At 42.7% G+C, this 25,771-nt stretch carries 24 protein-coding genes and 1 pseudogene; 9 read left to right on the top strand and 16 right to left on the bottom strand.

Features of this window, described 5'->3' with window-relative positions; translation table 11 throughout:
• Positions 1–2: 2 nt before the first annotated feature.
• The 3 genes from fucU to L4D20_RS01905 are packed head-to-tail and all read right to left on the bottom strand — an operon-like array spanning position 3 to position 2,338.
• Complete coding sequence (fucU, locus tag L4D20_RS01915; protein WP_428799871.1) at positions 3–425, bottom strand: L-fucose mutarotase; 423 nt, start codon at positions 423–425, stop codon at positions 3–5.
• A 12-nt stretch (positions 426–437) separates the two neighbouring features.
• Positions 438–1,292, bottom strand: coding sequence for a tagatose-bisphosphate aldolase subunit GatY (gatY, locus tag L4D20_RS01910; RefSeq protein ID WP_428799870.1), 855 nt, complete (start codon positions 1,290–1,292; stop codon positions 438–440).
• Positions 1,292–2,338: an alcohol dehydrogenase catalytic domain-containing protein gene (locus L4D20_RS01905; RefSeq protein WP_428799869.1), complete on the bottom strand. Its 1,047-nt coding sequence runs from the start codon at positions 2,336–2,338 to the stop codon at positions 1,292–1,294. Before L4D20_RS01905 ends, gatY begins: the two co-directional genes overlap by 1 nt.
• Positions 2,339–2,500: 162 nt before the next feature.
• Here L4D20_RS01905 and xylB point away from each other — a divergent pair, with 162 nt between their 5' ends.
• Entirely contained in the window at positions 2,501–3,988 is a 1,488-nt protein-coding gene (gene xylB, locus L4D20_RS01900; RefSeq protein ID WP_428799868.1) for a xylulokinase, read from the top strand.
• Between the two features lie 146 nt (positions 3,989–4,134).
• Here the strand turns inward: xylB and gatZ are convergent, their stop codons facing one another.
• From gatZ to L4D20_RS01880, 4 genes are all read right to left on the bottom strand, one after another.
• Positions 4,135–5,409 (bottom strand): tagatose-bisphosphate aldolase subunit GatZ, encoded by a 1,275-nt coding sequence (gatZ, locus tag L4D20_RS01895; protein ID WP_428799867.1) that lies wholly within the window; start codon positions 5,407–5,409, stop codon positions 4,135–4,137.
• 314 nt (positions 5,410–5,723) lie between these two features.
• Positions 5,724–6,644, bottom strand: coding sequence for a protein translocase subunit SecF (secF, locus tag L4D20_RS01890; protein ID WP_428800735.1), 921 nt, complete (start codon positions 6,642–6,644; stop codon positions 5,724–5,726).
• 74 nt (positions 6,645–6,718) lie between these two features.
• On the bottom strand, positions 6,719–8,626 hold the full coding sequence (secD, locus tag L4D20_RS01885) for a protein translocase subunit SecD (protein ID WP_428799866.1): 1,908 nt from the start codon (positions 8,624–8,626) through the stop codon (positions 6,719–6,721).
• A 127-nt stretch (positions 8,627–8,753) separates the two neighbouring features.
• Complete coding sequence (locus L4D20_RS01880; RefSeq protein WP_428799865.1) at positions 8,754–9,341, bottom strand: hypothetical protein; 588 nt, start codon at positions 9,339–9,341, stop codon at positions 8,754–8,756.
• Between the two features lie 159 nt (positions 9,342–9,500).
• On the opposite strand from L4D20_RS01880, the gene L4D20_RS01875 reads away from it, so the two are divergent.
• The 5 genes and pseudogenes from L4D20_RS01875 to L4D20_RS01855 form a co-directional block, all read left to right on the top strand.
• On the top strand, positions 9,501–9,776 hold the full coding sequence (locus L4D20_RS01875) for a hypothetical protein (RefSeq protein ID WP_428799864.1): 276 nt from the start codon (positions 9,501–9,503) through the stop codon (positions 9,774–9,776).
• 302 nt (positions 9,777–10,078) lie between these two features.
• Complete coding sequence (gene yiaY, locus L4D20_RS01870; RefSeq protein ID WP_428799863.1) at positions 10,079–11,227, top strand: L-threonine dehydrogenase; 1,149 nt, start codon at positions 10,079–10,081, stop codon at positions 11,225–11,227.
• Positions 11,228–11,574: 347 nt separating this feature from the next.
• A complete protein-coding gene (locus L4D20_RS01865) occupies positions 11,575–12,441 on the top strand; it encodes a helix-turn-helix transcriptional regulator (RefSeq protein WP_428799862.1) in 867 nt (288 codons plus the stop codon).
• Between the two features lie 333 nt (positions 12,442–12,774).
• Positions 12,775–14,520: an ABC-F family ATP-binding cassette domain-containing protein gene (locus tag L4D20_RS01860; protein ID WP_428799861.1), complete on the top strand. Its 1,746-nt coding sequence runs from the start codon at positions 12,775–12,777 to the stop codon at positions 14,518–14,520.
• Between the two features lie 95 nt (positions 14,521–14,615).
• A pseudogene (locus tag L4D20_RS01855) lies at positions 14,616–14,729 on the top strand (DUF1971 domain-containing protein); the annotation flags it as partial.
• 72 nt (positions 14,730–14,801) lie between these two features.
• Here L4D20_RS01855 and L4D20_RS01850 read toward each other — a convergent pair.
• From L4D20_RS01850 to L4D20_RS01840, 3 genes are read right to left on the bottom strand one after another with little or no spacing between them, the layout of a single operon-like run.
• Positions 14,802–15,632, bottom strand: coding sequence for a hypothetical protein (locus L4D20_RS01850; RefSeq protein WP_428799860.1), 831 nt, complete (start codon positions 15,630–15,632; stop codon positions 14,802–14,804).
• Positions 15,632–16,504, bottom strand: a complete 873-nt coding sequence (locus L4D20_RS01845; protein ID WP_428799859.1) for an ABC transporter ATP-binding protein — start codon at positions 16,502–16,504, stop codon at positions 15,632–15,634. Before L4D20_RS01845 ends, L4D20_RS01850 begins: the two co-directional genes overlap by 1 nt.
• A complete protein-coding gene (locus tag L4D20_RS01840) occupies positions 16,501–16,872 on the bottom strand; it encodes a GntR family transcriptional regulator (RefSeq protein ID WP_428799858.1) in 372 nt (123 codons plus the stop codon). The genes L4D20_RS01845 and L4D20_RS01840 overlap by 4 nt, the downstream gene beginning before the upstream one ends.
• A gap of 224 nt (positions 16,873–17,096) precedes the next feature.
• On the opposite strand from L4D20_RS01840, the gene L4D20_RS01835 reads away from it, so the two are divergent.
• Genes L4D20_RS01835 through L4D20_RS01825 form a run of 3 tightly spaced genes read left to right on the top strand, consistent with a single transcriptional unit; the run spans position 17,097 to position 20,322 of the window.
• Positions 17,097–18,434, top strand: a complete 1,338-nt coding sequence (locus L4D20_RS01835) for an aspartate aminotransferase family protein (protein ID WP_428799857.1) — start codon at positions 17,097–17,099, stop codon at positions 18,432–18,434.
• Positions 18,435–18,438: 4 nt separating this feature from the next.
• Complete coding sequence (locus L4D20_RS01830; protein WP_428799856.1) at positions 18,439–19,299, top strand: beta-keto acid cleavage family enzyme; 861 nt, start codon at positions 18,439–18,441, stop codon at positions 19,297–19,299.
• A 48-nt stretch (positions 19,300–19,347) separates the two neighbouring features.
• Positions 19,348–20,322 carry a TAXI family TRAP transporter solute-binding subunit gene (locus L4D20_RS01825; protein ID WP_428799855.1) on the top strand — a complete coding sequence of 325 codons (975 nt, stop codon included), beginning with the start codon at positions 19,348–19,350 and terminating at the stop codon, positions 20,320–20,322.
• A gap of 181 nt (positions 20,323–20,503) precedes the next feature.
• Here L4D20_RS01825 and L4D20_RS01820 read toward each other — a convergent pair whose 3' ends face one another.
• The 6 genes from L4D20_RS01820 to citD all read right to left on the bottom strand — a co-directional run bounded on the left by L4D20_RS01820 (position 20,504) and on the right by citD (position 25,580).
• On the bottom strand, positions 20,504–21,277 hold the full coding sequence (locus L4D20_RS01820) for a DUF5718 family protein (RefSeq protein ID WP_428799854.1): 774 nt from the start codon (positions 21,275–21,277) through the stop codon (positions 20,504–20,506).
• Positions 21,278–21,416: 139 nt separating this feature from the next.
• Positions 21,417–22,367 (bottom strand): triphosphoribosyl-dephospho-CoA synthase CitG, encoded by a 951-nt coding sequence (citG, locus tag L4D20_RS01815; RefSeq protein WP_428799853.1) that lies wholly within the window; start codon positions 22,365–22,367, stop codon positions 21,417–21,419.
• Positions 22,354–22,851: a citrate lyase holo-[acyl-carrier protein] synthase gene (citX, locus tag L4D20_RS01810; RefSeq protein WP_428800734.1), complete on the bottom strand. Its 498-nt coding sequence runs from the start codon at positions 22,849–22,851 to the stop codon at positions 22,354–22,356. Before citX ends, citG begins: the two co-directional genes overlap by 14 nt.
• A gap of 27 nt (positions 22,852–22,878) precedes the next feature.
• The gene (gene citF / locus L4D20_RS01805; protein ID WP_428799852.1) at positions 22,879–24,393 is read right to left on the bottom strand and encodes a citrate lyase subunit alpha; all 1,515 of its coding nucleotides are present in this window, start codon (positions 24,391–24,393) and stop codon (positions 22,879–22,881) included.
• A 12-nt stretch (positions 24,394–24,405) separates the two neighbouring features.
• Positions 24,406–25,281 carry a citrate (pro-3S)-lyase subunit beta gene (citE, locus tag L4D20_RS01800; RefSeq protein ID WP_428799851.1) on the bottom strand — a complete coding sequence of 292 codons (876 nt, stop codon included), beginning with the start codon at positions 25,279–25,281 and terminating at the stop codon, positions 24,406–24,408.
• Positions 25,281–25,580 carry a citrate lyase acyl carrier protein gene (citD, locus tag L4D20_RS01795; protein ID WP_428799850.1) on the bottom strand — a complete coding sequence of 100 codons (300 nt, stop codon included), beginning with the start codon at positions 25,578–25,580 and terminating at the stop codon, positions 25,281–25,283. The genes citE and citD overlap by 1 nt, the downstream gene beginning before the upstream one ends.
• Between the last annotated feature and the right edge of the window lie 191 nt (positions 25,581–25,771).

The following is a 25,771-nucleotide window of genomic DNA, read 5'->3' as shown; positions in this document are numbered from 1 at the left end:
CCTTAGTTTGTCGGAGTCACACCTTTCTTGAGAATTAGATTCCCGTACTTTCTAGTCGTGCCCGTTACTACCACACAACTTGCATTTTTTGCTCGTTCATAAAACGCAAAGCGCTCAATAAATGAAATTTCGGTGCCTACTGGTAAATTGGCAACATACTCTTCAACAAGCCCTTCAGGGTGAACATCATCACCAACGGTTTGCATCATGACGGCCTTGTCGACGACATACTGGTCTAGCTCGATAAGATCCGTAATCGCATTGGCAAGATCAGAAACTTCACAGCCTCTGGCTTGCAGAACATTGTTATTAAATGAATGAGCAGGGAAATGAATATCCGACAATATCACTTCATCTCCGTGGCCCATTTTGGCCAGTATGTATAAAAGCTCTGGCTCTATTATTGAGTTGACATTTTTAAGCATCACATTGATTCCTTATAAACGACCTGCACTTCCGCATATATCGATCTTCTGGCGAATAACACTTGCCATCGCCTTTTTTGCTTCTACGTTATATATGCGTGGATCATTGACTGATGGGTCGTTGGCAAACACTTCTTTTAATGTGTTTGCATAAGCAATTTTAAGTTCGGTAGCGACATTAACTTTGGTAATTCCCATTGAGACACAACGAGATACATCATCTGCTGAAATGCCTGACGCCCCATGAAGAACGAGAGGAATAGAAACCACTTTGGCAATCGCCGCGAGTCGTTCGAAATCGAGTTTAGGCTCTTCTTTATAAAGACCGTGCGCAGTACCAATCGCAACGGCCAATGAGTCAATACCCGTTTTGGCAACAAACTCTGCAGCCTGCATAGGATCTGTATATGGCTCGTCAACCGACTCAATAATCAGGTCATCTTCTTGGCCCACTAATTGGCCTAATTCCGCCTCAACACTGCAGCCGTAACGATGACATAATTCAACGGCATGTTTAGTGATAGAAATATTATTTAAGAATGATTCATGTGACCCATCAATCATTACTGAACGTATACCTGCCTGTATCTTTACTTCAATATCATCAATGCTCGTATGATGATCTAGATGCAAGGCCACTTGCATATTCCGGTCTCTTGCCGCTGCTGAAACTAACGCGACTAACTCCGGTGTTCCTGCGTAGTTATAGGTAGAAGGCGTGCCCGCTAAAATTACAGGGGAATTCATCTCTTTTGCGGTATCTAATACACAGTGTACCGATTCAAGATTATGAATATTAAAAGCGGGAACCGCGTACCCATACTTTTGAGCGTGCTCTAATAAAAATTTAGTGTGTGTAAGGCTCATTACTGTTGGCTCCAATCTAATAGAATTTTTCCTGATGGGCTTTGCCCCTGAAGTTCACTTACTCTTTCCACAAAATTGCTTGGACTGTATAAACCATCTATTAAGGCGTCAGTTTTAATCAAACCACATGAGAAAAGACTTTCAGCAAGCTCCCACTCTTTACCTGGATAAGGTGCTGAGTAGTTCATCCAACTGCCGAATAGCTTCAGTTCTTTACGAAGTATTTGACCAAACTCTTGATGAGACATTGTAAGGTCATGATGTAACGTACCTATAAGAGCAATAGTCGCTTTTGGTTTTGCTATGCTTATGCACAGTTTTACCGTTTGTGGGTTACCGGCCGTCTCTAATATCAGCTGAGCTCCATGGGGAGTCTCTATATTATTGGCTAGTGCAATTCCGTCTTCTGTACCGGAGTTAATAACAAAGTCAGCCCCCATCGACATCGCTTTTTCTAACTTAGATTGATCAATATCGATAGCAGTAACACTAACTGCACCCAGTGCTTTTGCTGCTTGAACTGCTAGTAGACCAATCGTTCCAACGCCAACGATAACTACGTTTTTCCCTTCACATCCATCAGCCATCAAAATTGGATGAAGGCTAACAGTTAACGGCTCAAAAAATGCGGCATCTTGAGATGTCACATCATCAGCAAGCTTAAAGCAGCACTTGCTTGGAACCTTTACATACTGAGCGTTACCGCCTTGAATACGCGAACCAATAAAGCTGTAATTTGGACATAAGCTGTAGTTGCCTTCATTACACTGTTCACATTCACCACAAGGAATAAGCGGGGCACACGCTATGCGATCTCCAACTTTTAGATCAGCGACTCCTTTTCCTATTTCTATAATCTCCCCCGAGAATTCGTGCCCTAGAACGATGGGATAAAAATGAGCCCCATCATAAAAAATACGTGGAAGATCTGATCCACATAATCCAGAGAAGTGCACCTTCACAATTACCGAATTGTCTTCAACTTCCGGCTGTGCGATGTGGGCGACCTCAAGTTTTTTGTTTGATTTAACCGCGATACTTAGCATTCAAACGACCCTTACCCTTAACTTAGTTTCATAACTTTATTTTATCTTTCGATTTCTTACTACTTTATGTACAATACCTTTCGAAAGCCAACGTAATATTACGAATATTAATGTTGGATCACAAAAACAATCAAATTAGTAACAAATGGATGGAATCAAAGAATGTACATTGGAATAGATTGCGGCACGCAAGGGACCAAGGCAGTCCTGTGGGATGAAGGGCACGTTTTAAATACTGCTTATACACCACATAAACTTGTACAGGACTCGACAGGAAAGAGAGAGCAAGCCCCGCAGGACTGGCTTGATGCGATGTATAACTCAATAAAGCTTGCATTTAAAGGCTTTGAAAGTGGCAAGAGGTCCTTAAAAGGTATCGGTATTTCTGGGCAACAACATGGATTAGTGCTACTCGATAAAAATGACCAAATCATCTGTGATGCACTGCTTTGGTGTGACACTAGGCCTGAAAACGTTCTGAAAGAGTTTGAAAGATTTCATAATACTGAAATAAATGAAAGGCTCGGAATTCAAGTCCCCGTTGCTTTCACCATTGCAAAATTACTCTGGGTAAAGCGAAATAACCCATCCGCCTTCTCACGCATACACAAAATCATGCTGCCTCATGACTACCTTAATTACTGTTTAACAGGGCGTTACGCTATAGAGTCTGGCGATGCATCAGGAACAGGTTGGTTTAATACCCATACTAAATCAATCGATCATGAGCTACTTTCATATCTCGATTTACCAACAAGTTATCAAACACCTGAAGTGGTTTCATCAGAAGCGGTGTTCGGAACGTTAAGGCCTAATATTTGTGCCAGTTTAGGATTAAGCCCAAGCGTTATTGTATCAAGTGGTGGTGGCGATAATATGATGGCAGCCATTGGTACCGGAAATGTAGACCAAGGTATGTTAACGGTAAGCTTAGGCACATCTGGAACCGCCTTCGCTCACACTCATAATCAGGTTGATAGTAGGAGATTTCCGGATCTTAATGCGTTCTGCTCCTCTACTAATGGCTATTTACCACTAGTGAGCACCATGAATGTCACTACTGCGAATAATCAAATTCTTAATTTAATTGGCAAAGGCATTTCAGATTTTGACACATTATTAGACAGCGCTCCTATTGGTTCGCAAGATCTACTCTCGCTCCCTTTTTACAATGGAGCGAGACTTCCCAATGTACCCAGTGCAAAAGGTGCATTGCTGAATATATCCGCATCAAACCTGACACAACAAAACCTAGTTAGGTCAACTGTTGAAGGGGTAACTTATAATCTTGCTCGAGGCATAGATGTGTTAAAACAGTCCGGGGTCGAATTTAACCGAGCTTGCGTTATAGGTGGTGGCGCGAACAGTAGAGTATGGCGCCAAATGATTTCTGATGTAACAAACCTTGAGCTTATTACTCCTCTATCAACAGAAGCTGCAGCTATTGGTGGTGCATTACAAGCCTATTGGGCAAAAGAGAATGATGGGTCCAATAAACTCGACATATCGACAGTCTGTAAAAAATTTGTCGAGTTTGATGACTCCAAAACGATTAGACCGAATCAAAACAATCACATTCAATACAAAGCACTTTCAACTCAATACAACCGTCTTGTCGATCACTACATAGACAGTAATTTCCCGAGTTAACTGATTCCCTTCGTTGGCTAATAGACTAATCAATAGCGAGACAAAGACTAAATAAAAACACCCAATGAATTAGCATTGGGTGTTTTTTAGACTTTTAATTAGAATGCAGCAACTCGTTAATCAGTGCCGGCATAATTATTTATATTCTAAGCGCACTCACGAGGAACGCAGGCGAAACTATACTGTTCTAACACCTCTTGGATTTTAGAGTAAATGACTTCCATCGGCGTTGCTTTCATCTCTCCTGAGAGTACTTTTCCACACTGTACGGGTAGGTATTGGCTTAATAGGCCCAGCGGAATCTCAACATCATCAAGGTTACTGATCATTGTATCCAATGCTTTCATAATACGTTCATCTGCCCAGTAATAACGGATTCTATCCGACAGACTGAAACTCAGTTGAACGCGAGCATCTGAAAAAGTAGTACTGTAGTACTGCTCCCAGTAACGCTTATCATCCATCAATATTTGGTTGATCACATCTTTCGCATGACTCTGCTTTGCAGCATCAACGAGTTCTTTCTCTATTTCAGCCAGCGCGTAAATGGCCTCTCTCATGGCAAACGTCAACCAAGGACCCACTTTCAAAATTGCGTAGTGATCGCGTACCAACTGCTGTAGGTTTTCTTTGGTTTGATAGTCTGTTGAGTGAGCTTCGTAAATGTACGGCGTTGATTCGATGAACTTTGAAAGTTCTTGAGCTTGCTCTGACTTATAGTGAATGACATTTGAGTGGTCAAATTCAACCGCGGGTTGTACAACTACACCAACAACACGGTCAAGGGCATGGTAAATACCGAACTCTTCAAAAGCTTGTTTATGCGTTTCAATGGTCATGCGCGCCGAGTCCACTTCAGTGACATGAACAGCCTTAATGGCCTCTTTTTCACCACCCGGTACAGGTACTTCCGTACCAATAACATAAGTTAGGATCTCTTTTAACTCAGGCGATGCAGAAGCCTCTGCTACTTTGGCCAATCTTGCCGCTCTTCGAGCAACTTCCATTGGGTCAAGGGGCACGGGATCACCAGCGCATGACATCGATGTATCAAGGTGAATTTTGCTATAACCTGCTGATACATATGCATCAATCAAAGCTTCAGATTTTAGCATTGCCGATTCCGCCGACTCTGATTGCCAGCAATTTGGCCCTAAGTGGTCACCGCCAAGAATAATTCTCTGTTTTGGAAAGCCTATCTTATTCGCCAGCTCAAACACAAAGTCTCTGAACTGCGACGGAACCATTCCCGTATAGCCACCGAATTGATTCACCTGGTTTGACGTTGACTCAATAAGAACCTTATTGGTCGATGCTAGCTCAAATCTGAGCGTTGCTTCAATCACCCAAGGATGAGCAGAGCACACTGAACAGATTCCTACATTCCCTTTGCTACCATGAGCCTTAACGATATTTTTCATTCCACCACCTATTCCTTCAATTGATTTCGTTTATTATTGATCGAAGTGAAATGAAATGTAAATACAAATAGCAAACAAAAGAAAGAAAACACAAGAAAACGAAAGATTAGGAGTAAGGATAGGAAAAAATAGAAGGAGACAACACTAAGTATAAATTCTCAATTGCAGCAGGAAATAGATTAGAAAGCCTGACCAATCATAGACACGCACTTCGACAAAAAATATCACAATGAATACAAAAAAGAGCCATATAAATGGCTCTTCTGTTTTGATAGTTTACAATGTAAACCCTTTATATATCGGGCCATAGCGCATTAAGGCGCAGTATCAATCTCTACAGGTAAATAATGTATAGGTTGTAGCTTTAACCATTCTGGTAATACCGTACCAATCGAAATCGAAGACCACGTGCCAGATAGTATTCCGATAAACATTGCCGTAGCAAAACCTTCCAAAGCACTGCCCCCCATGAACCAAAGCGCAGAAACAGTAATTAACGTCGTCCCTGAAGTTACCATTGTTCTTGAAAACGTTGCGATGACGGCACTATCAGTCACCTCTGCAGTTGGTTTGTCTTGTTTCGCCACCAGCAGCTCACGAATACGATCGGCAATGATGATTGAGTCATTTAATGAATAACCCAATATTGCCAATACTGCCGCAAAGACCGTAAGGTTAAATTCCATCTGAGTTGCAGCAAAGAATCCAAGCACCAATACCACATCATGCAGCAGTGCAAGCAACGAGCCACTGGCTAACCGCCATTCAAAACGAAAGCATAAGTAAGCCAATATGGTCAACATAGAGATCATTAATGCAAGTCCGCCTTGATTCACTAGATCATCCCCTACTTGGGATCCCACCATGCTGTTACTCATGACTTCGACATTGTTTGAAACTCCACTCAGCAGTTGTTCTATATTCGGCAGTTCAACGGCTGATTGTTCAATGGAAGAATCTGGAATAGGGTAACGAATAACCCAACGTCCCTCTTCACCTGAATGCGTTACTGTCGTTAACTCGCCTAATTCCGGAGCTAATGTATCGACTAACTCCCCGTTAGTCAGACCAAAGTCAACCCTGACTTCAGTCACCATTCCTCCGGTAAAGTCGAGGCCCATATTAAGCCCTTTCATTCCAAGGGCAGCAACGGAGATCACCATTAAGAAAAGAGAAACATAACTGGTGAAGTATCGTATTTTTCGAATGTTCTTTTTAAATGGATTCACTTTCATTGTTTTCCCATTTGTCTCGATATTACTGGTTGAGTCGATATTGCTGTTTGTCTTTATGATGCGATTAGTCATGATTAAACCTTTACTTCACGACGAGAATCGCGACCCCAAATTAGATTGATGATAGAGCGTGAAACAAAGACACCTGTAAACATACTGGTCAATAGACCGAGACCGAGAGTTAATGCAAACCCCTGAATAGGACCGTTACCGATAGAGTAAAGAATTACAGCAGTGATCATGGTGGTAATGTTGGCGTCTAATATAGTGCTAAGCGCGCTGCTAAAACCAAGATCGATGGATTGCGCGAATGTTCTCCCTTCTGCAAGCTTATCTCGTATTCTTTCAAATATAAGCACATTGGTGTCCACCGCCATACCTACGGTTAATACCAGTCCAGCGATTCCCGGCAGAGTAAGGACTGCACCGGGCAATAAAGCGATTAAGCCAAGTAGACAGCCGATATTGGTGATCAGAGCCGTATTGGCAACCCAGCCCAAGCGTCGATACCACAACGCCATAAAGGTTAAGGTTAACCCCATGCCTAACGCTAACGCCGCAAAGCCATTTTTGATATTTTCAGCGCCCAAAGATGCACCGATGGTACGCTCTTCAACAATCGTCACCGGAGCGGTGAGTGAACCGGCTCTCAGCAACAAAGCCAGCTCTTGTGCTTCAGCCATCGAGCCTGCTCCTGTAATTCGGAACTGACTTCCTAGCTGAGACTGAATAGTTGCGACTGAAATGACTTTTTCGCTGCGCTGAGACTCACCTTTAGCGTTAGTGGTGTACTCGCGATACACCGTTGCCATTGGCTTGCCAATATTGGTGCGAGAGAAATCACTCATGATCTTGCCACCAGCGTGGTCAAGAGAGATGTTGACCTCTGACATCCCCATTTCATCGACCCCTGCACGGGCATTAACGATGTGCTCACCAGTTAATACAGGGCGTTTCGCTAGCATCACAGGTTGACCGCTTTCATCTTTTAATATCATGTCAGAACGAGTCATACCGTCAGTGGTCGATTTCGCCTGATGGAAAGATAAACTCGCAGTTGCACCGATAACGTTTTTCGCTTGGGTTGGATCTTGTACACCCGGTAGCTCAATACGTATTCCGTGCTCACCCTGACGCTGTACCAATGCTTCAGTAATACCAAGCTCTTCAATACGGTCACGCATTATTTTTAAGTTCTGCTGAATCGTAATGGTTTGAAATTCAGTTCGGTTTTGCGCAGATGGAGAAACGGTTAGATAGTCTGAGTGGTTCTTTATATCCCAACCTGAGTAATTGGTTTTAATAAATGCACTTGCACTGTTCAATGCCTGTGAAGATGAAGACGACGTCGATACCTCAAAACCATCGACACCTAGCTTGGTTAGTTTTACACCCCGTAAGCGCTCTTGGCGTAATGAGTCTCTAACTTCTTCCACCATCGTATCGCGTTGCTCTTCAAACGCTTTATCAACATCAACGTTAAGCAGAAACTGGACGCCACCACGTAAATCCAAACCTAACTTAATAGGGTTAAATCCGAACTGGGTAAACCATTTTGGTGCCACTGAAAGGTAAGAGAAACTAATGCTGTCTTGCTCACTAATCAGGTCGTCTAAAATAATGCGAGCGTTACTTTGATCCGTCTCTGAATCAAAGACTAATGTGAAATTATTGCCTACCTGCTCGATTTGATTCGTCGAGATACCTTCTGACTCGAGAAGGCGTGATAGTTGAAATGCCGCGTTCGATGTTTTGTTGAGTTCGTTACTCACTGTCTCTTTGGAAAGTGAAAGCTGAATAGACGGTTGTTCACCATACCACGTAGGAATGGCACTCAATGCCAAAACAATGATGGTAGTGATAAGTACAATGTATTTCCACACAGGATAGTGATTAAGCAGGCGAGCAGAGTTCGCTTTTCTCGCTTTTTTCTTACTGTCTAAACTCTGTTTGGCCGTGTTCTTTTGAGAAAGATTTTTCATAGATAAACCGTCCCTTGACCGCAAGATCAAGTTTTATAAATAGCGTTGACCAGCCTCGTCGATGTAATACAACCGACGTGCTCATCAAAATGAATAAATTTATTTAAGGGGAGTAAAGATTATCTATTTAGAACTGGCTATTTAATGCGACATAAAGAGCGTTGGTCTCTTTCCAGCCTGAAATGCGGTGCTCTGATGCAAAAGCGTCACCTACCCAAAAATCGACATCATAAATAGCGTGTAGATAACGTTTATAATGTGGCACATGAGTAAGATCGTCGAAGAATTCACTGCTTGGCTCACTGGCCTCTTCAATCTGAGTAGAAGAAGCAGACCAACGGCTAGAGTTAATGATGGCGATTGCACTATCAATAACTTCAGTTTGTGACACCGGCCTTGGTGCTAGTGGCTTAGGCGTTTCCTCGGTAGATTCAAAAACGATTGAATCAAAAAGAGATTGTAGAGATGTGTGAGGCGATGGTTGATCTACCATCAACAAAGGTTGATGGTGGTAAGTTAGCTCACTGTTTTCTAGCTTTGATTCATGAATGCTATCACTTTGTATCAGGTTCGCGAATGCTTGCGATGGCAATAGCAGCGCAAAAATCGTTAACCAAAATATCTTAATAAAATGAACGGGCATCAAACCAGCCAAGTGAGTAACTAACAGGCTGACATAATAAGGATGAATAGGTCTGGTCACAACTAAAAACATCTAAAATCTATCGAGTCACGGCGACAAAACGCTCTCATTTAATTAAATTCATTTCGACCAATAAAGGTATAACCTCCACACAAACATGAGTGCTCACTCATACATCACTTTTTCACTCGCAGGTAATATGGATTCCAAGCTAATCAACAGGACAAAATAATGATTGTGACGAACGCATTCAACGAGAATCTAAGTGAAGAATCCAAGCAGCATTGGCTAAGTTACTGGAAGCATTTTAACCAGAGCCAGTATAGCTTTTGTGCTGAACATAATTGCACGAACGAGCACCACCACGGTGTATTAGTAAAACAATCCGCGTTTAGCGAAGAAGCCCTATTCGTTGTGCCACTGTGTAAAGAGCACAGCAACAGTTTTTTAACCCAAATTGAATTAGATGAGCAAGCAACTGTTATTCCAGCCGAGTTAAGTCTCTAGTCTATAGATCCTTGTAGGGATTGTTTTATTGGGTACAGAGCAATGATGCCTATTATCGTTGCTCTTTTTTATGCCTGCCCGTTTACCCTCTATTCAAACGCCGTTTTCTACACTAAAAGATTGAGACATATCAAGAAAAACAGTGCTAATTCAAGGGTTGAGCAGAAGATATTAAAAACGGACTACTTTCGTAAAATACCAGCTAGTTGAGAAAAATACAGGTTGATAGACTCCAATCATTAAGAGGGATAACGAAGGTTGTCTTCTCGACCAAATTACTTAATAAATCTGGAGCAAAAAACATGTCTAGCACATTTTACATACCGGCAGTGAACGTGATTGGTGAAGGTTGCTTAAAAGAAGCAGTGACAAGTATTCAATCTTATGGATACAAAAAACCGCTTATCGTGACAGATAATGTATTAGTGCAAATCGGCCTAGTTGCTAAAGTGACTACCCTACTAAAAGAAGCTGACGTTGAATGTGTGGTTTATGATGAAACAAAGCCAAACCCAACTATAGTTAACGTCAATGATGGCCTTGCCATGTTTAAAGAAGGAAACTGCGACAGCGTGATCTCTTTAGGTGGCGGCTCTCCGCATGATTGTGCAAAAGGTATTGCTTTGCTTGCAACTAACGGCGGCGAAATCAAAGATTACGAAGGTCTTGATCAATCAGCTAAACCACAAGCGCCACTTATCGCAATCAACACAACCGCTGGTACTGCTTCTGAAATGACACGATTCTGTATCATTACCGATGAAGAGCATCACATTAAAATGGCTATTGTTGATAAACACGTGACACCAATCATGTCAGTCAACGATCCTGAGCTAATGCTCGATAAGCCCGCATCATTAACCGCCGCAACAGGGATGGACGCGCTAACCCACGCCGTTGAAGCTTATGTTTCGACCGCTGCAACGCCCGTTACTGACGCTGTTGCAATCAAAGCCATTGAGATGATTCAAGCAAACCTACGCCAAGCTGTGACCAACGGTGATGATATTAAAGCGCGAGACAACATGGCTTACGCACAGTTCATGGCGGGTATGGCGTTTAACAACGCTTCTCTTGGTTATGTACACGCTATTGCTCACCAGCTTGGTGGATTCTATGACCTTCCTCATGGTGTATGTAACGCGATTTTGTTGCCTCATGTACAAGAGTACAACGCGCAAGTTAGCCCAAAACGTCTTGGTGATGTTGCAAAAGCAATGGGTGTTAACATTGAGGGGATGACTAGTGAAAAAGCCGCAGAAGCCGGTCTAAACGCTATTCGACAGCTATCTCAAGATGTCTCAATCCCTGCAGGCTTGGAAGAGTTAGGTGTGAAGGTCGATGACTTCAACACACTTGCTGAGAACGCGCTGAAAGACGTGTGTGGTTTCACCAATCCAAAACAAGCAACACATGAAGAGATCGTGAAAATACTGTCTCATGCCATGTAACCTCAGCTCGGGATAAGAAAGTCGACAATAATCGAAATTTCATCGCTTGGGCTAATTCATAAGTCAGTGTGGCTAATTTAGTTGGATAACAAGGCAAAATCATAAGTCAATAGCTAGTCTATTGTGTTGATTTTAACGAAGTTAGATACTAAAAAAGCTGGGCTGACTGGCTTAAATTATCCCGAGCAGAGGTTAGGTAATAACGAATTACGTTTGAAGTGATAGAGACCCCACAGTTATGGCTGTGGGGTCTTTTTGTCTGTTACCAAGCTAATCTAGATCATAGAATTAACGACCTTCGCTGACTACTATCGAAAATTGCTTATTGCTATCACCTAGATTTAAAGATGAAAACTATAAAAAATTTCAGCCGAGTAGCAGAACGAGAGTACGCCATTACGACCAGTGACATAAACCTGCTCTACTACGAGCTGCCTCAATTTTTTCAAGACGAGTACCATACCTATAACCAACCACGCTTATGTACCATATTGAATGGTGCAAAAGAGGTCAGCGTGAATCAATCTCAAAGCTTTCAATACCATAAAGATGAGTTCGTGTTATTGCCGCCTGATTCTTGTGTCTACATGTCGATGCCAAAATCAACGCAAGCGTTGGTCTATGAATTTAACGATCGGATCATTGATGGCGTTTTACAGCTAGTTTCAGACAACTTAGAGCTCAATACACTCAGTAATTTGAATTACTCACAGTTTCAACACAATAAAGTGTCCGGTCGAATGAGTACTTTGCATCAACGCACTCTAGAAATTTTAAATAATAACGATGTAAACATCCCTTTCTTACTCAACTTAAACAGCCAAGAAATGGTCTATGAGCTTGTTAAACAGCAAGGGTGCTTTGATATCATTCGTAACCATAATCATCATCCGATTAATCGAGCTGTACGGCTTATGAATTCTGATCTTGGTAAAGTGATGACGGTGTCAGATGTGGCAGAAGAAGTGGGTATGTCTTCATCCAACTTCAGCCAACGTTTTAAGGCGATTATGGATAAAACACCAAAGGAATACCTCAAGGATTTAAAATTGGATCAAGCCAAGTTATTGCTAGGCCACTCGTCGGTTACCGACACAGCAATGGCAGTGGGTTACGACAATATCTCGCACTTCATTCGCTTATTTAAAGCAGCCTTTGGGCTAACACCAAAACAATATCAGCGTCATCACTGCCGCACTGAAAGTTTTCACTAATACAGTACTGAGTAGCAAGTACGCATGTTCAGATTTCAAATTTCTTTACTTTGCTCAAAACAACAATAGAATTATGGTTACCGAATAATCGAAAATGGATACATTTTCACAAATAATCTAAGGAGGAATCTATGTCTTTGTGGTCTTCAATCAACCCACGTTTATTTGGCATTACAGCTCGCTCAATAGTTACTGATATCGCGTTGCGATAATCTCGACTTGAGCGAATAATTACCTTTACAGAAAACGTTACACGAGTAGTTCCCCTCAAGCTCGAAGAATTATTGTCAACCCAGACAATGGCGTCTTGCGCCCAAAATTCTTGAGACAATTATGAGTACATTTTTAACAGCACAATCCCTTACACTTTCCTACACCTCTAGCGCACTATTCAAAGAGCTGTCTATCACCGTTAATCGTGGCGATAAGATTGGCCTTATCGGACATAATGGTTGCGGAAAAAGTTCACTGCTTAAGCTGCTGGATGGGCAATACGAACCCAGTGAAGGGCATATCTCAAAAGCCAAACAGTGCCTTCTAAGTTATGTTGAACAGCACATTCCTGACGAACTGAAGTTTAAGACCGTTCTAACTGCATTAGCCGAAACCTTAGATGAGGGAGAGCAATGGCGTGCAGAATTACTTCTATCCGAATTAGGCTTTTCTGAATCGACTTGGAATATGCCAGTGGTTAATTGCAGTGGCGGTCAACAAATGCGGTTTTTACTTGCCAGAGCAATAATCAAAGATCCCGATTTGTTGTTACTCGATGAGCCAAGTAACCACTTAGATCTACCCTCTCTTATGTGGTTAGAGCAGTTTCTATTGCGGTGGAAGGGATCATTTGTGTTAGTTTCTCACGATCAAACCTTGCTTGATTCGGTAACCAATACAACATGGGTTATGCGTGACCAATCTCTTCACCATTTTGCTTTGCCATGCTCTAAAGCAAGAGAAGCACTGGTTGAGAAAGATAGGCAAGACCAAGCTCGTCACCTTAGTGAACAGAAAGAAATCGACCGTATAGAGAAAAGCGCCAAACGCCTAGCGGTGTGGGGCAAGGTATACGACAACGAAGATTTGGCTCGCAAAGCCAAAACCATGTTTGCCAGAAAAGAGCGTTTGGAAGAGGAGCAAACAGAAGTTAGCGAAGGTCCGCCCTGGCGTTTGAAGCTTCAAGGAGAGGCGTTGGCTGCCAATCGTTTAATCGAGATTGCCCCTTTTACCATAAAGCCACCACAAAGCTCACTCGCACTGTTTAATATGCCCAATTTACGTATTAAAAGCGGTGATCGGATTGCAATATTAGGCAGTAACGGGTGTGGTAAATCAACACTACTGAATTTCCTACATCGGCATTACCTTCTAGAACAAGCAGAAGATGCAGGCTCCTTAAATGGTTCAGAGCGCTCTATTACTTTTCATGAGCGCTGTCGTTTAGGTTATTACGATCAGTCACTTGAGCAGCTTAATGATGAAGACACACTGACTGATGCTTTAAGTCAATTTGCTTCAATCAATACCGAGCAAAGTAAGCGAGCATTAATTAGTGCTGGTTTTAAGTATGTCAGGCATGGTCAACAAATCTCATCACTGAGCGGTGGCGAAAGAGCACGATTACTGTTCGTTGGGCTGACACTTGCAAGGTATCACCTGCTATTTCTTGATGAGCCTACCAACCATTTAGATATGGAAGGAAAAGAGGAGCTGATTGAAACGCTTAATGAATTCGATGGGGCAACGGTTCTGGTCAGTCATGATCGTAGCTTAATAGAACAAAGCTGTAATCGTTTCTGGCTAATTCAAAATGGGACTCTAACTGAATACTTATCAGTGGAAGAGGTCTACCTGCAACTTACTGTTCGAAGTGAACATTCAATCGTCAGTAATGAGCCGATAGTTAAAAAAGCAGCCCCTACCCTAAGTGAAGAACCATCAGAAGAGGACCAGCTATTAAAGCGTTTGCTACAACTTGAGTCACTATTGGAAAACGATTTACAGCGAAGACCTAAGCATCAAAAACCAAGTTTACAAAAACAGTGGCGAGAAGAAATTGTCGCCATTAATAGTCAACTTTAAGCAAGACCAGTCATACACATAATTATGACTAACGGTACAACTAATTGGCTACCCTGCATGGGTAGCCTTTTTTCACTTGAGTCTAAGGGGTTGTTACAAGCCCTCCGCAATATTGGCATCGCATTGAAATGAGTAATGATGCGCAATTTAATATTAACTTTTGGTCCGACAAAGATAAGGCCAACGAAAAAATGTACAACACCAAGTAGTAAACATTGCTGAAGCATCAACGAACAACAGGGTCTTATTGGTACTCTGTTGTTCGTCCTTTTTTGTTTAATCTAACTGACTGTTCGGCTAAATTTAAGGCTCGCTAACCATGCTAATACACCGATGACAGCGTAAATAGCAACATTTATCCAACCCGCTTCAGGAATGGCGCTAAATGGGTTTGGCGCAAGAATAGCGTGCAGTGGTAAGTAGAATATTTCAGAGAAGAACTGATCTAATCCATAGTTATTGAACATTGCTATTGGCATCCAGCGCAGTGCGTAAACGGCAATTAAGATCACCAGAAGCGGCGAGTTCACTTTCTGTGATATCGCCATCGCTACGAGTGCTAGAGGCAACAGCAGAGCCCCTGCTACGATCATTCTAAATAAAAACTCTATCCAGTTCAGCAACACGTAACCTAATGATGCTTGACGATACAACAGAGCCAGCTGATGGTCAGTGGATATGTTCAAAACCCACAACATAAAATCTGCAGAAAAGACCAGTATCGAACAGACCAAAGGAATGACTAATAAACCAAAGGCTAGCTTCACTAAGTGAGTTTTAATATCACTAATTGGCATACTGCGCCAAAACATAATACTCCCCTCAGAGCGTTCTTTACGCAGTGTTTTTGGGAAATATTGCACACTCATCAAGATGGATAATAACCCCACTCCGCCCGCGACGAGCATATTGACGTCGTCACCCAACTCTTTATGGATATCACTAACATCACCGCTAAAGCTCATTTGGAAAAACATATTATGCTGCAAGGTTGAGCTAGTAATTAAGCTAATAAACAGTAGTAGACCGCAAGCAAACATGAATAAAGGAATACGCGTCACTAATGGATTTTCTAACCACTCTTTACGCATCATAGCTAAGATTGAACGCATTACGCTGCCTCCTTCTGCAAGGCCAAAAATAGATCGGATAACTTAACGCCATAAATATCACCAAGCCCGTCCACTTGTTCAGCATGTTGAGATGAGAGCAGCCACCTAGTTGTACCTAGCCCCTTTTGTGAAGAGAGTGGTTTTAAAGCTTCAACCTGCACACGATGCTCGTCGCTGGCATCAAGGATGAAGTAATCTTCGCTGATGCTTTCCATCGACGTTTGTAGCACCGACCGACCATGTTTAAGAATCAATACATCAGTTAGCAGGTGTTCAATCTCATCAACTTCATGGCTTGCAATAATCAGTGCGCGTTCACCATCATGAAACCACTCTAACAAGTGGCGATAAAAAGTATCGCGGTAGACTAAATCAAGCCCTAACGTCGGTTCATCCAAGATAAGGATTTGGGTATTGGTCGCAATCACAATGGCCAGATGCAGCTGTACCTTCATTCCTTTTGAGAGTGATTTAATTCGAGCACGCGGTTTGATATCGGTTTGATGAAGTAGTTCATCCGCTTTACTTCGGTTGAAGGCAGGGTGAACCCCTTCAGAGTAGCTGAGCAGCTGCGCAACGGTCATCCAACCGGGCAAAACGTTGACATCAGAGATATACGATAAACTCTGCATGATCTTGTCGCGCTGCGCGATAGGTTCAAAACCATTAATACGAATCGTACCTTGGCATTCGTGAGCACCAAGTAGAGCGTTAATAAGCGTCGATTTACCTGCGCCATTATGACCTAGAAGGCCAAGTACCTGACCAGCTTGCAGTTCAAAACTGACGTCATGTAGAGCTTCACCCTGCTTTTGCCCTCCTTGTTTGCTATAAAGCTTGGAGGAGTTTTTTACACTGACTAATGCGCTCATTCTTCACCTTTAATGTGTGGTTTAAGTTGCTGATTGAACTCTTCGAGCGACATGCCCAGACGTTGTAATGTGGCAGCAATTTGAGGAATTTGTTGTTGAAGAAAACTGGCTTTCTCATCGGCAAGAAGCTTTTGCTTTGCACCTAGGGTAACGAACATGCCTTGGCCACGTCTCTTTTCTACTAACCCTTCATCAACCAGCAGTTGATAACCTTTCATTACCGTTAAATGGTTAATCTTCATATCCGCAGAAACACTTCGTACTGAAGGCAAAGCTTCACCTTCTTTCCAAATGCCTTGCAGTATCTGTTGAGTGATCTGATCAGCCAACTGACGAAAAATCGGTTGGCGATCATGCCAATGCATCATGAGTAGTTTCCTTGGCTGATTCGGTGTTATATATATGTATAACACTGCAAATGTTGAATGAGAAGGAAAATTAGCATTTCGACCATATTTAGACAGATTCATACATTGTTAGCATAACTTTATTCGTGAGCTATATATCAAGTCACAAACAATTGTTCCGTGCTACTGGAAAGCGTCAAATCCTCAACTATTCTCCAATAGTCAGTTGTCCAAAGGTTACGGATATGTCTCATATTTTTCATCGTCATTGCCAGTCGGCACTACCTACAATATCTCACGGTCGAGGTGCTTATCTTTACGATACTCGCGGTAAAAAATACCTTGATGCCTGCGGGGGAGCGGCAGTGTCTAATTTAGGGCACGACAATGCTCACGTAAAGCAAGCCATACAACGCCAAATTGATGATGTCCCTTACGCTCATACCGGTTTTTTTACTAGCCAAGTGGCGGAAGATCTAGCGACGAAAATAGCGTCGTTAGCACCCGACTCTCTCAATCATGTTTACTTTACAAGTGGTGGTTCAGAGGCTGTTGAAGCCGCATTAAAAGTGACCCGACAGTATTTCCTTGAGCAAGGTAAACCTCAAAAAACTCAGTTCATTGCTCGGCATCAAAGCTATCACGGTAATACGCTTGGTGCTCTATCTGTTGGAGGGAATCATTGGCGTCGGGATCCGTTCAAAGCCATCATGCCTTCTTCGCATCATATCAATCCTTGCTACCCTTATCGGTTTCAAGCTCAAGGAGAGAGTGATGATGCCTACGCCCTTCGTTCTGCTAGTGAACTTGAAGCTTCAATACTTGAAATAGGGGCAGAAAATGTCATGGCTTTTGTTGCTGAGCCTATTGTTGGCGCAACCTCTGGAGCCGTCGTACCGAGTGCAGGTTACTTTTCTCAAATACGTAAAATCTGCGATCGATATGATGTCTTACTTATTCTGGACGAAGTGATGTGTGGCGTTGGTCGAAGTGGGCGTTTTTTCGCTTTTGAATATGAAAATATTGTCCCTGATATAGTCACTATGGCAAAAGGGCTTGGGGCTGGTTATCAGCCTATTGGTGCAACTCTTGTGAGTAGTAAAATCTACGACGCGATTGCTCAAGGAAGTGGTTTCTTTCAGCATGGTCATACTTTTATGGCCCACCCAATGGCATGTGCAGCAAGCCTTGCCACTATAAATTATATTCAAGATAACGATCTAATCACACAAGTCGCACTAGTAGGGCAAAACTTGCAAGAAAAACTACACGATACTCTCAACCATCAAAGCTACATCGGCGAGATACGTGGTCGTGGTCTTTTTATTGGTCTTGAACTGGTTAAAGATAAAGAATCGAAGCAGCCTCACCCGGCCTCTGATCAACTGGCTAAAAAATTAAAAGCAACAGCAATGGACGAAGGTTTAATGATATACCCAATGGGGGGGACTATTGATGGGTCTCAGGGTAACCATATTCTCCTTGCACCTCCGTTTATTATTGATGACCACCAGTCGGATGAGATCGTTGATAAGCTTAACGTCACACTGCAAAAAGTAATGCGCCAACTAAATAAAGGGTAACCTGATGTCCAAGGAGAATGTCGTGATATCAGAGACAAGTGTCGTGACACCAAAAGCAATCGGAATCATCGTTGCCCCAAATGGCGCAACAAAGACCACTAGCACACACTCTGCTCTGCCTATTACGCCAACACAAATTGCCGATACCGTTGAAGCATGTCTCCACCAAGGTGCGGCCATGGTTCATCTTCACTCAAGGGATGCACAAGGCAAGCATTCGCTAGAGATCGCAGACAATATCAACACTTATAGAGCCGTAAAAGAACGAGTTGGAAACGACATAGTAGTTCAGCTGACCACTGAAGCAGTGGGCCAATATTCGCCAGAGCAACAGATGTTATTAGTTAAAGCGGTGAAGCCTGAGGCGGCTTCTTTCGCAATCAAAGAACTCATCCCCAATGATAACCACAACGAAACGGCAAGAGGTTTTTTCCATTGGGTGGCTGAGCAATCGATCATTCCTCAATATATCGTTTATTCAGTTAATGAGCTTAAACGTTACCTAGATCTCATAGAAAATCAGATACTTCCAGAGCAAAATCATCATCTTTTGCTAGTCTTAGGTAGATATAACGACCAATTATTGTCCAACCCAACTGACTTGTTGCCTTATTTCCCATATTTGCAACAGCTTTCTTGCCGTTGGGCAGTATGCGCGTTTGGCTCCCTAGAGTTACACTCTCTTACTGCGGCAGCGCTTTTAGGGGGAGATGTTCGAATAGGTTTTGAAAATAACCACTTAGATGTATTTGGACACCCTGCTATTAGCAATGATCAGCAAGTGAAACAACTGAAAGATCTATTAACCCAACTCAACATTGGAACCTATGACGCCAACGAATACAGGAATCTAATTATTCAATAACCTGTTGCCCGTTGAGTCACTGTACTAACAGAGAAATAAGGAAATACCATGAAGCGACTTAAGTCACTCGTCACCGCTACAACCGCAACTTTACTGATTGGTGCGGCAAGCACTGCGGTAGCTCAAGACCGATTCGTTACAATTGGCACAGGAGGTGTTACTGGGGTGTATTACCCAACAGGCGGTGCTATCTGTCGTCTAGTCAACAAGTCTAGAAGTGAACACCATATTCGCTGTTCAGTAGAAAGTACTGGCGGTTCAATTTACAACATCAATACCATTCGTGCGGGTGAACTCGATCTCGGTATTGCTCAATCAGATTGGCAGTATCACGCTTACAACGGCACCAGCAAGTTTGCTGATAAAGGGGCTTTTAAAGAGCTACGCGCAGTATTCTCTGTTCACCCTGAACCCTTTACGGTTGTAGCAAGAGCCGATTCTGGAATTAAAACATTTGAAGATCTTAAAGGTAAGCGTGTAAACATTGGTAATCCTGGTTCTGGTCAACGCGGTACCATGGAAGTGTTGATGGCTGAGTATGGCTGGACAAATGACGACTTTAAATTGGTATCAGAGTTAAAAGCATCTGAGCAGTCTTCTGCGCTGTGTGATAACAAAATCGATGCAATGATCTACACGGTTGGCCACCCAAGTGGGGCGATTAAAGAAGCGACAACATCATGTGACAGTGTCGTGGTTTCTGTTTCTGGTAAGCAAGTCGATAAGCTAGTCTCTGACAATAGCTTCTATCGTACAGCTAGCGTTCCCGGTGGTATGTATCGTGGTAACGACAACGACACAGCAACATTTGGTGTAGGTGCTACGTTTGTTTCTTCAACGGAAGTACCAGAAGATGTCGTCTACAACATTGTTAAAGCTGTCTTTGAAAACTTTGACGACTTTAGACGTCTTCACCCTGCATTTGCCAACTTGAAGAAAGAAGAGATGATGAAAGATGGTCTATCTGCTCCATTGCATGCTGGTGCGGAAAAGTACTATCGTGAGATTGGTTTGATTAAGTAATTGACTTAACTTAAATAAAGCATAAGAAAAATGTAAAAGGGCTTAGTTATTAAGCCCTTTTTCTCTATTTCTCTATTTCTCTATTTCTCTATTTCTCTATTTCTCTATTTCTCTATTTCTCTATTTCTCTATTTCTCTATTTCTCTATTTATCTATTTATCTATTTATCTACGGCTTAAAACTATTCGACGGTTTGTGTGAATGAGAGAAGATAATCGTTATTGTCAGTTTCATTACGGTTAAACATCTCTTTCACAAGTGCACAATCGACAAGCTCAGCGTCATAACCTGCGATATGAATTTTATCACCTTTTTGAACGAAGTTTTGCTCACCCCAAGGTGTATAGTTCGGCGCGCCGGTATATAGAATCAACTCACTTGGATAACCTAACTTTGCAATGCTTGGTAAGATGGCACTGTACATGCCTTCGTCCTTTTGGTTGTTGATTCTATCCACCATCCAAGCCATCAAATGACAGTAAAACACTTTCAACTCTGTACAGTTAACTTCAGGCGTTGCTAAGATCATCTCTCCGTTTCGCTCAATAAAGGAAATGAGCCTAAAATTTTCACCGTAATTGGCGGGGCTTAATCTCAAAATGTCCCACCAATGAGCGTTGATGCCCTTAGATTGTGCGCCCCACGATTTCCGTTGATCTATTTTCTCTGAACCCGGTAGGTCTCGAATGGTAAAGTCATTTCCAATCGTCATCTGTTTCGCCATTAGCGCGCTCACTTTGCCTCCGGCGTAACTCACCTGACAACGTAATACGAATTCTGGCTCTATATCAACCTTACTGCCCTGCTCCGGGTATTTTGCAATCTCATTGCTGCTGAGTGTGTCAGGGTGCTCACAATCAATAACAAATATTCCGTTAGGTAAACGATCCTCTGAGACACTTTCTGCACCACTTAGATGCCCTAAAAAATTTCCTATGATGCCTAAACTAAGCATGCTTTCTTCCTCTTATTTTTGCTGGCTATGACTCTGACTATTTCCAGTTTATTGACTGGATTATTTTAATTTTCAACTCATTCATTGACTGCTATGGGATATTTTCACGAGTATTCACAGCCCTCTTTCGACGAAACAATTAACGCTTATTGACTAGAATTTGTGAGCAAACGTTAAGTTGAGCTAATAACCACGTTGCAGCAAGTAAATCAGCACTACCACCTGGGCTTAGGTTTCTTTCAATCAATTGCTGATCAAACAAAGTGACTTTCTGCTCCAAATACTCAGGTGCAAGATCTCCACATTGCAGTAAGCCTTGAGCTTGCAATTGAACATAATTAAGACCTTCAATACCGCCACGGTTAACTAAGTTACTGTCATCATTATGTGCCATTAAAGACAACAAACTTTTGGACATCGCTTGTTCTTCAGACTGTCCACTGCGAATACATCCTTCATAAAGGGGAAGACTGTATTTAAAGATGGTTGGATACCCTTTTGCCGCTTCACCACGGATGCCCGTTAATCCATGTTGATGATAAGCACGTTCGCCGGCTGTTTTGGGGGTTCCGATAGCGTCTTTTAATTCTTTAGACACCAAATCAGCACAGCACTCTTTAATCACAGCTCGAACCCGCGCAGCGTCATAACTGATCCCCTTTTTATGAAGCCAACCGACAGCGCCACAGATAAGCCCAAGAGTAAATATCATCCCTTTATGGGTATTCACATTATTCGTTGCTCGGAACATGGCATTTTCCGCTTGGATGCCGACTTTACGTAGGCCCGGTAGCAGTTCTTTCGCCGGTTTTTCATGCATGTTACAGCCCGCTTTAACGAACAGTTTCATGTACGGCCTAAGGGTGTTAGAACTCGCAATAAAGGTGTCGATATCCATATCGCAATGAGCACCACTTGAAACACAGTCAACAAGACCCGCTTTTGGCGTTAGGTGTACCTCTAACATCATGGCGTGGTAAGCCAAGTTACCGGCTAATTCATAGATATTTAGCTGGGCTTCACCTTTTTCCGATGAACGATACAGGGGGCAATCGTCCATGAGCCATTCTAAAGTTTTAGTCGCGTTCATTTATTATCTCACTCATTTTATTGATCATTTCGGTAAGAGAGTGGGTTCGATTGCGAGCGCATGTTTTAGCTTGCTGTTCGCATATCAAACATCGTCTTGGAGGTTGGTTTAGCTGTTGGCGTGAGATCTGAGATCCGTCTAGGTCAATAACATCAATATCGAATAAACGTCCAAACGGGTGATCTTCTTCTACTTCAACCATTAGCTGTTTCAGTTGTTGTGCGCTATTCACATCTATGGCAAATATCAACTCATAACCAGTAACAGCAATTTTGATTCCGACGCCCGAAATATTGATCTGATGTTCTTTGCATTTCTCAATAATGGCCTGATGACCTGATCCAAAGGCGATTTTTGCTATCTTGTTCTGCTTTACTTCTCCTAGCATATTGATGGTAAAAGAAATAAGCGGAAGAGAATGGACTGCCATCCACTCTCTTTGCCGCCGAACGCGTTCCTCTTTGCCCTCAAGGACTTGATGCAAAGTAACTTTAGGCCCGCGGTACAAACGCTAATCTCGAACTTGATTGATGGTGTCTATAACCGATCCATCGCGATAACGTACATAGCCCACGATCTTTTTCTTATATTCAATCGGACGAGCTTTGCCTGTTAACAACTCAGCGCGCTGCTGAAGCTGTTCGATACTCATTAATTCAACGCCTGCTTGTTCAAGCTTCTGTTGAATGTCTTTACGCTCTGGGTTCACTGCAATGCCGTGATCGGTTACGAGAACATCAATCAGGCTGCCAACAGTGACAACGTTAAGAACCGAATCCACCACCGTTGGAATACGCCCACGAACTAAGGGAGCCACAATTATTGTTAAGTTTGCAGAAGCAGCGGTATCACTATGACCACCCGATGCACCACGAATAACACCGTCTGATCCGGTAATAACGTTGACGTTAAAATCAGTATCGATTTCTAAAGCACTGAGAATCACCACATCAAGCCTGTCAACTACCGCACCTTTTGAGGCTGGATTCGCGTATTGATTTGCAGAAATTTCGATATGATTTGGGTTTCTCGCTAAAGAGTCTGCTGCATTGGCATCAAACGATTGCACGTCTAGTAGGGTTTTAATCAGCCCTTTTTCGTGCAAATCCACCATGGTTGACGTAATACCACCAAGCGCAAAACTCGCGGCAATATCTTTTCTTACCATCTTCTCTTCAAGAAAACGAGTCACTGCTAATGACGCCCCACCCGAGCCAGTCTGCATTGAGAAATCAGGTTTAAAATAGCCCGAATGTTCAATCACATCCGCCGCTTTACGTGCTATCAATAGTTCACGAGGGTTACTTGTCATTCGAGTTGCACCACCGCCAATCTTCGAAGCATCTCCAACGCTCTCAACAACGACAACACTATCGACATCGTCTTGAGCTATCGAAGCTGGATGGTTTGGAAATGGAACTATCTCTTCCGTTAGCAGCACAACATGCTTAGCATATTTCGCATCAATTTGTGCATAACCTAGTGAACCACAGCGTGCTTTACCACTAACAGCATTGGCATTACCAAATTCGTCGGTTGTTGATACGCCAAGAAACGCTACATCAATATTCAGTTCACCACTTTGAACAAGGTGAACGCGCCCACCGTGAGAGTGAATGTGGATAGGCTGATCAAGTAATCCACGCGAGATCTTTTCTGCAAGTTCTCCACGTAATCCAGACGTATAGATCTGCGTGATCACGCCATTTTCAATATGTCTAACCAGTGGCGCGTGAACATCGGACAATGAGCTTGAGGCTAGGGTTAAGTTTTTAAACCCAAGATCGGCGATTACGTCCATCACCATGTTGATGATTTTGTCTCCGCCACGAAACGAGTGGTGAAAAGAGATAGTCATTCCATCTTTTAAGCCACTATTTTTGACCGAATCTTCAACACTTTTTAAGATCTTGCGGCTTTTCTTATTCTCTCTATCAAGTAAGTGAGGTGTTAAAGCATGCGGCCCAGAATAAGGGGTTAGGTTCTGTTTTTCTAAATCAATGTATAGGGTGTTTTCGTTATTCATAGCGCTGCTGCCTTACTGTTTGATTCCAGATTTTGCTTTTTCAAGTGTCCAACGAGCGCGTTCAATGATTGGCGCGTCCACCATTTTTCCGTTTAGCGATACAACGCCCGATCCTTGCTGCTCTGCTTCTTCGGCAACTTCGATCACAGCAATGGCGTGGTCAACTTCTTTTTGTGAGGGAGCAAAAACGTTATGAATCATTTCGATTTGACGAGGGTTGATCAGTGACTTGCCATCAAAGCCTAAATCTTTGATGTGTTCTGCTTCGTTCAAAAAGCCTTCTTCGTTGGCAGTGTCAGAGTAGACCGTATCAAAGGCCATAATGCCTGCAGCGCGTGCCGCTTGTAGTATTGAACAACGAGCAAACAGTAACTCAGTGCCTTGTGGAGTACGCTGCGTACGTAAATCGCGTACATAGTCTTCAGCACCAAGAGCAATACCAATCAAGCGTTTTGAACCACATGCGATCTCAACGGCATTATTAACGCCCTGCGCTGATTCAATAGCAGCAAGCATTTTTGTACTGCCTAGCTCACGACCAAACTCAATTTCGGCTTGCTCAATAACCATTTCCATATCAATGACATCTTGAACCGTATCAGTCTTTGGTAGACGAACGGCATTAACACCCGCTTTAACCACCGCTCTTACATCAGCGCGACCAAACTCAGACTCTAAAGCGTTAACACGAACGACAGTCTCAATATCGGCGTACAACGGATGTTGCAACGCGTTGTAGACCAACATACGCGCGGTATCTTTTTCACGAATTGAAACGGAGTCTTCAAGATCAAACATGATTGCATCGGGCGTGTAGATAAATGAGTTGCTTAACATTGCTGCATTTGAACTCGGCACAAATAACATACTTCTACGTAGCTTACTCATTACACTGCTCCCCAAATGATATCTTCACTACCAATACCAGCGCCGCGCATAACCGCAGCTTGCACGCGAGCCCGAATCACACAATCAAGTGCGCCTTTATCGTTAACGACAACAATCGCAGACGTTACACCCATCTCCTCGAGTGTTGTTTTCACAACGCGTCGAATTAGTGGTTCAAATTGTTTTTCAACAGAGCTGGTAATATCAATTTCTAAATGCCCACTGCTACAAGGGGTAACCTCGACCAGCAAGTCACTTGACTCTAGTGTTCCAGCGTAAGATCGCTGACTAATATTCATAACAAATCCTTAAGATACGGCTATTGGAAATCTTTAATTTGGGCAGGTAACAGACGAAGTTAAGAGCTGTTGCCGACTAAGGATATTGTCGTTAATCAGTTGCTGTTATAAGGGGATGAAGTTCAAGTTTCGCCATAGGGTAAACACCATTAATGGAGTTAATGAATTTAACCACTTTGAAGGTTAGTTTT

Source organism: Vibrio kyushuensis (assembly GCF_050337325.1).
In the GTDB taxonomy this organism is placed as follows: Bacteria; Pseudomonadota; Gammaproteobacteria; order Enterobacterales; family Vibrionaceae; genus Vibrio; species Vibrio kyushuensis.
The sequence above is the reverse complement of the archived record's forward strand: the minus strand, read 5'-3'. Positions and strand labels throughout refer to the sequence as shown.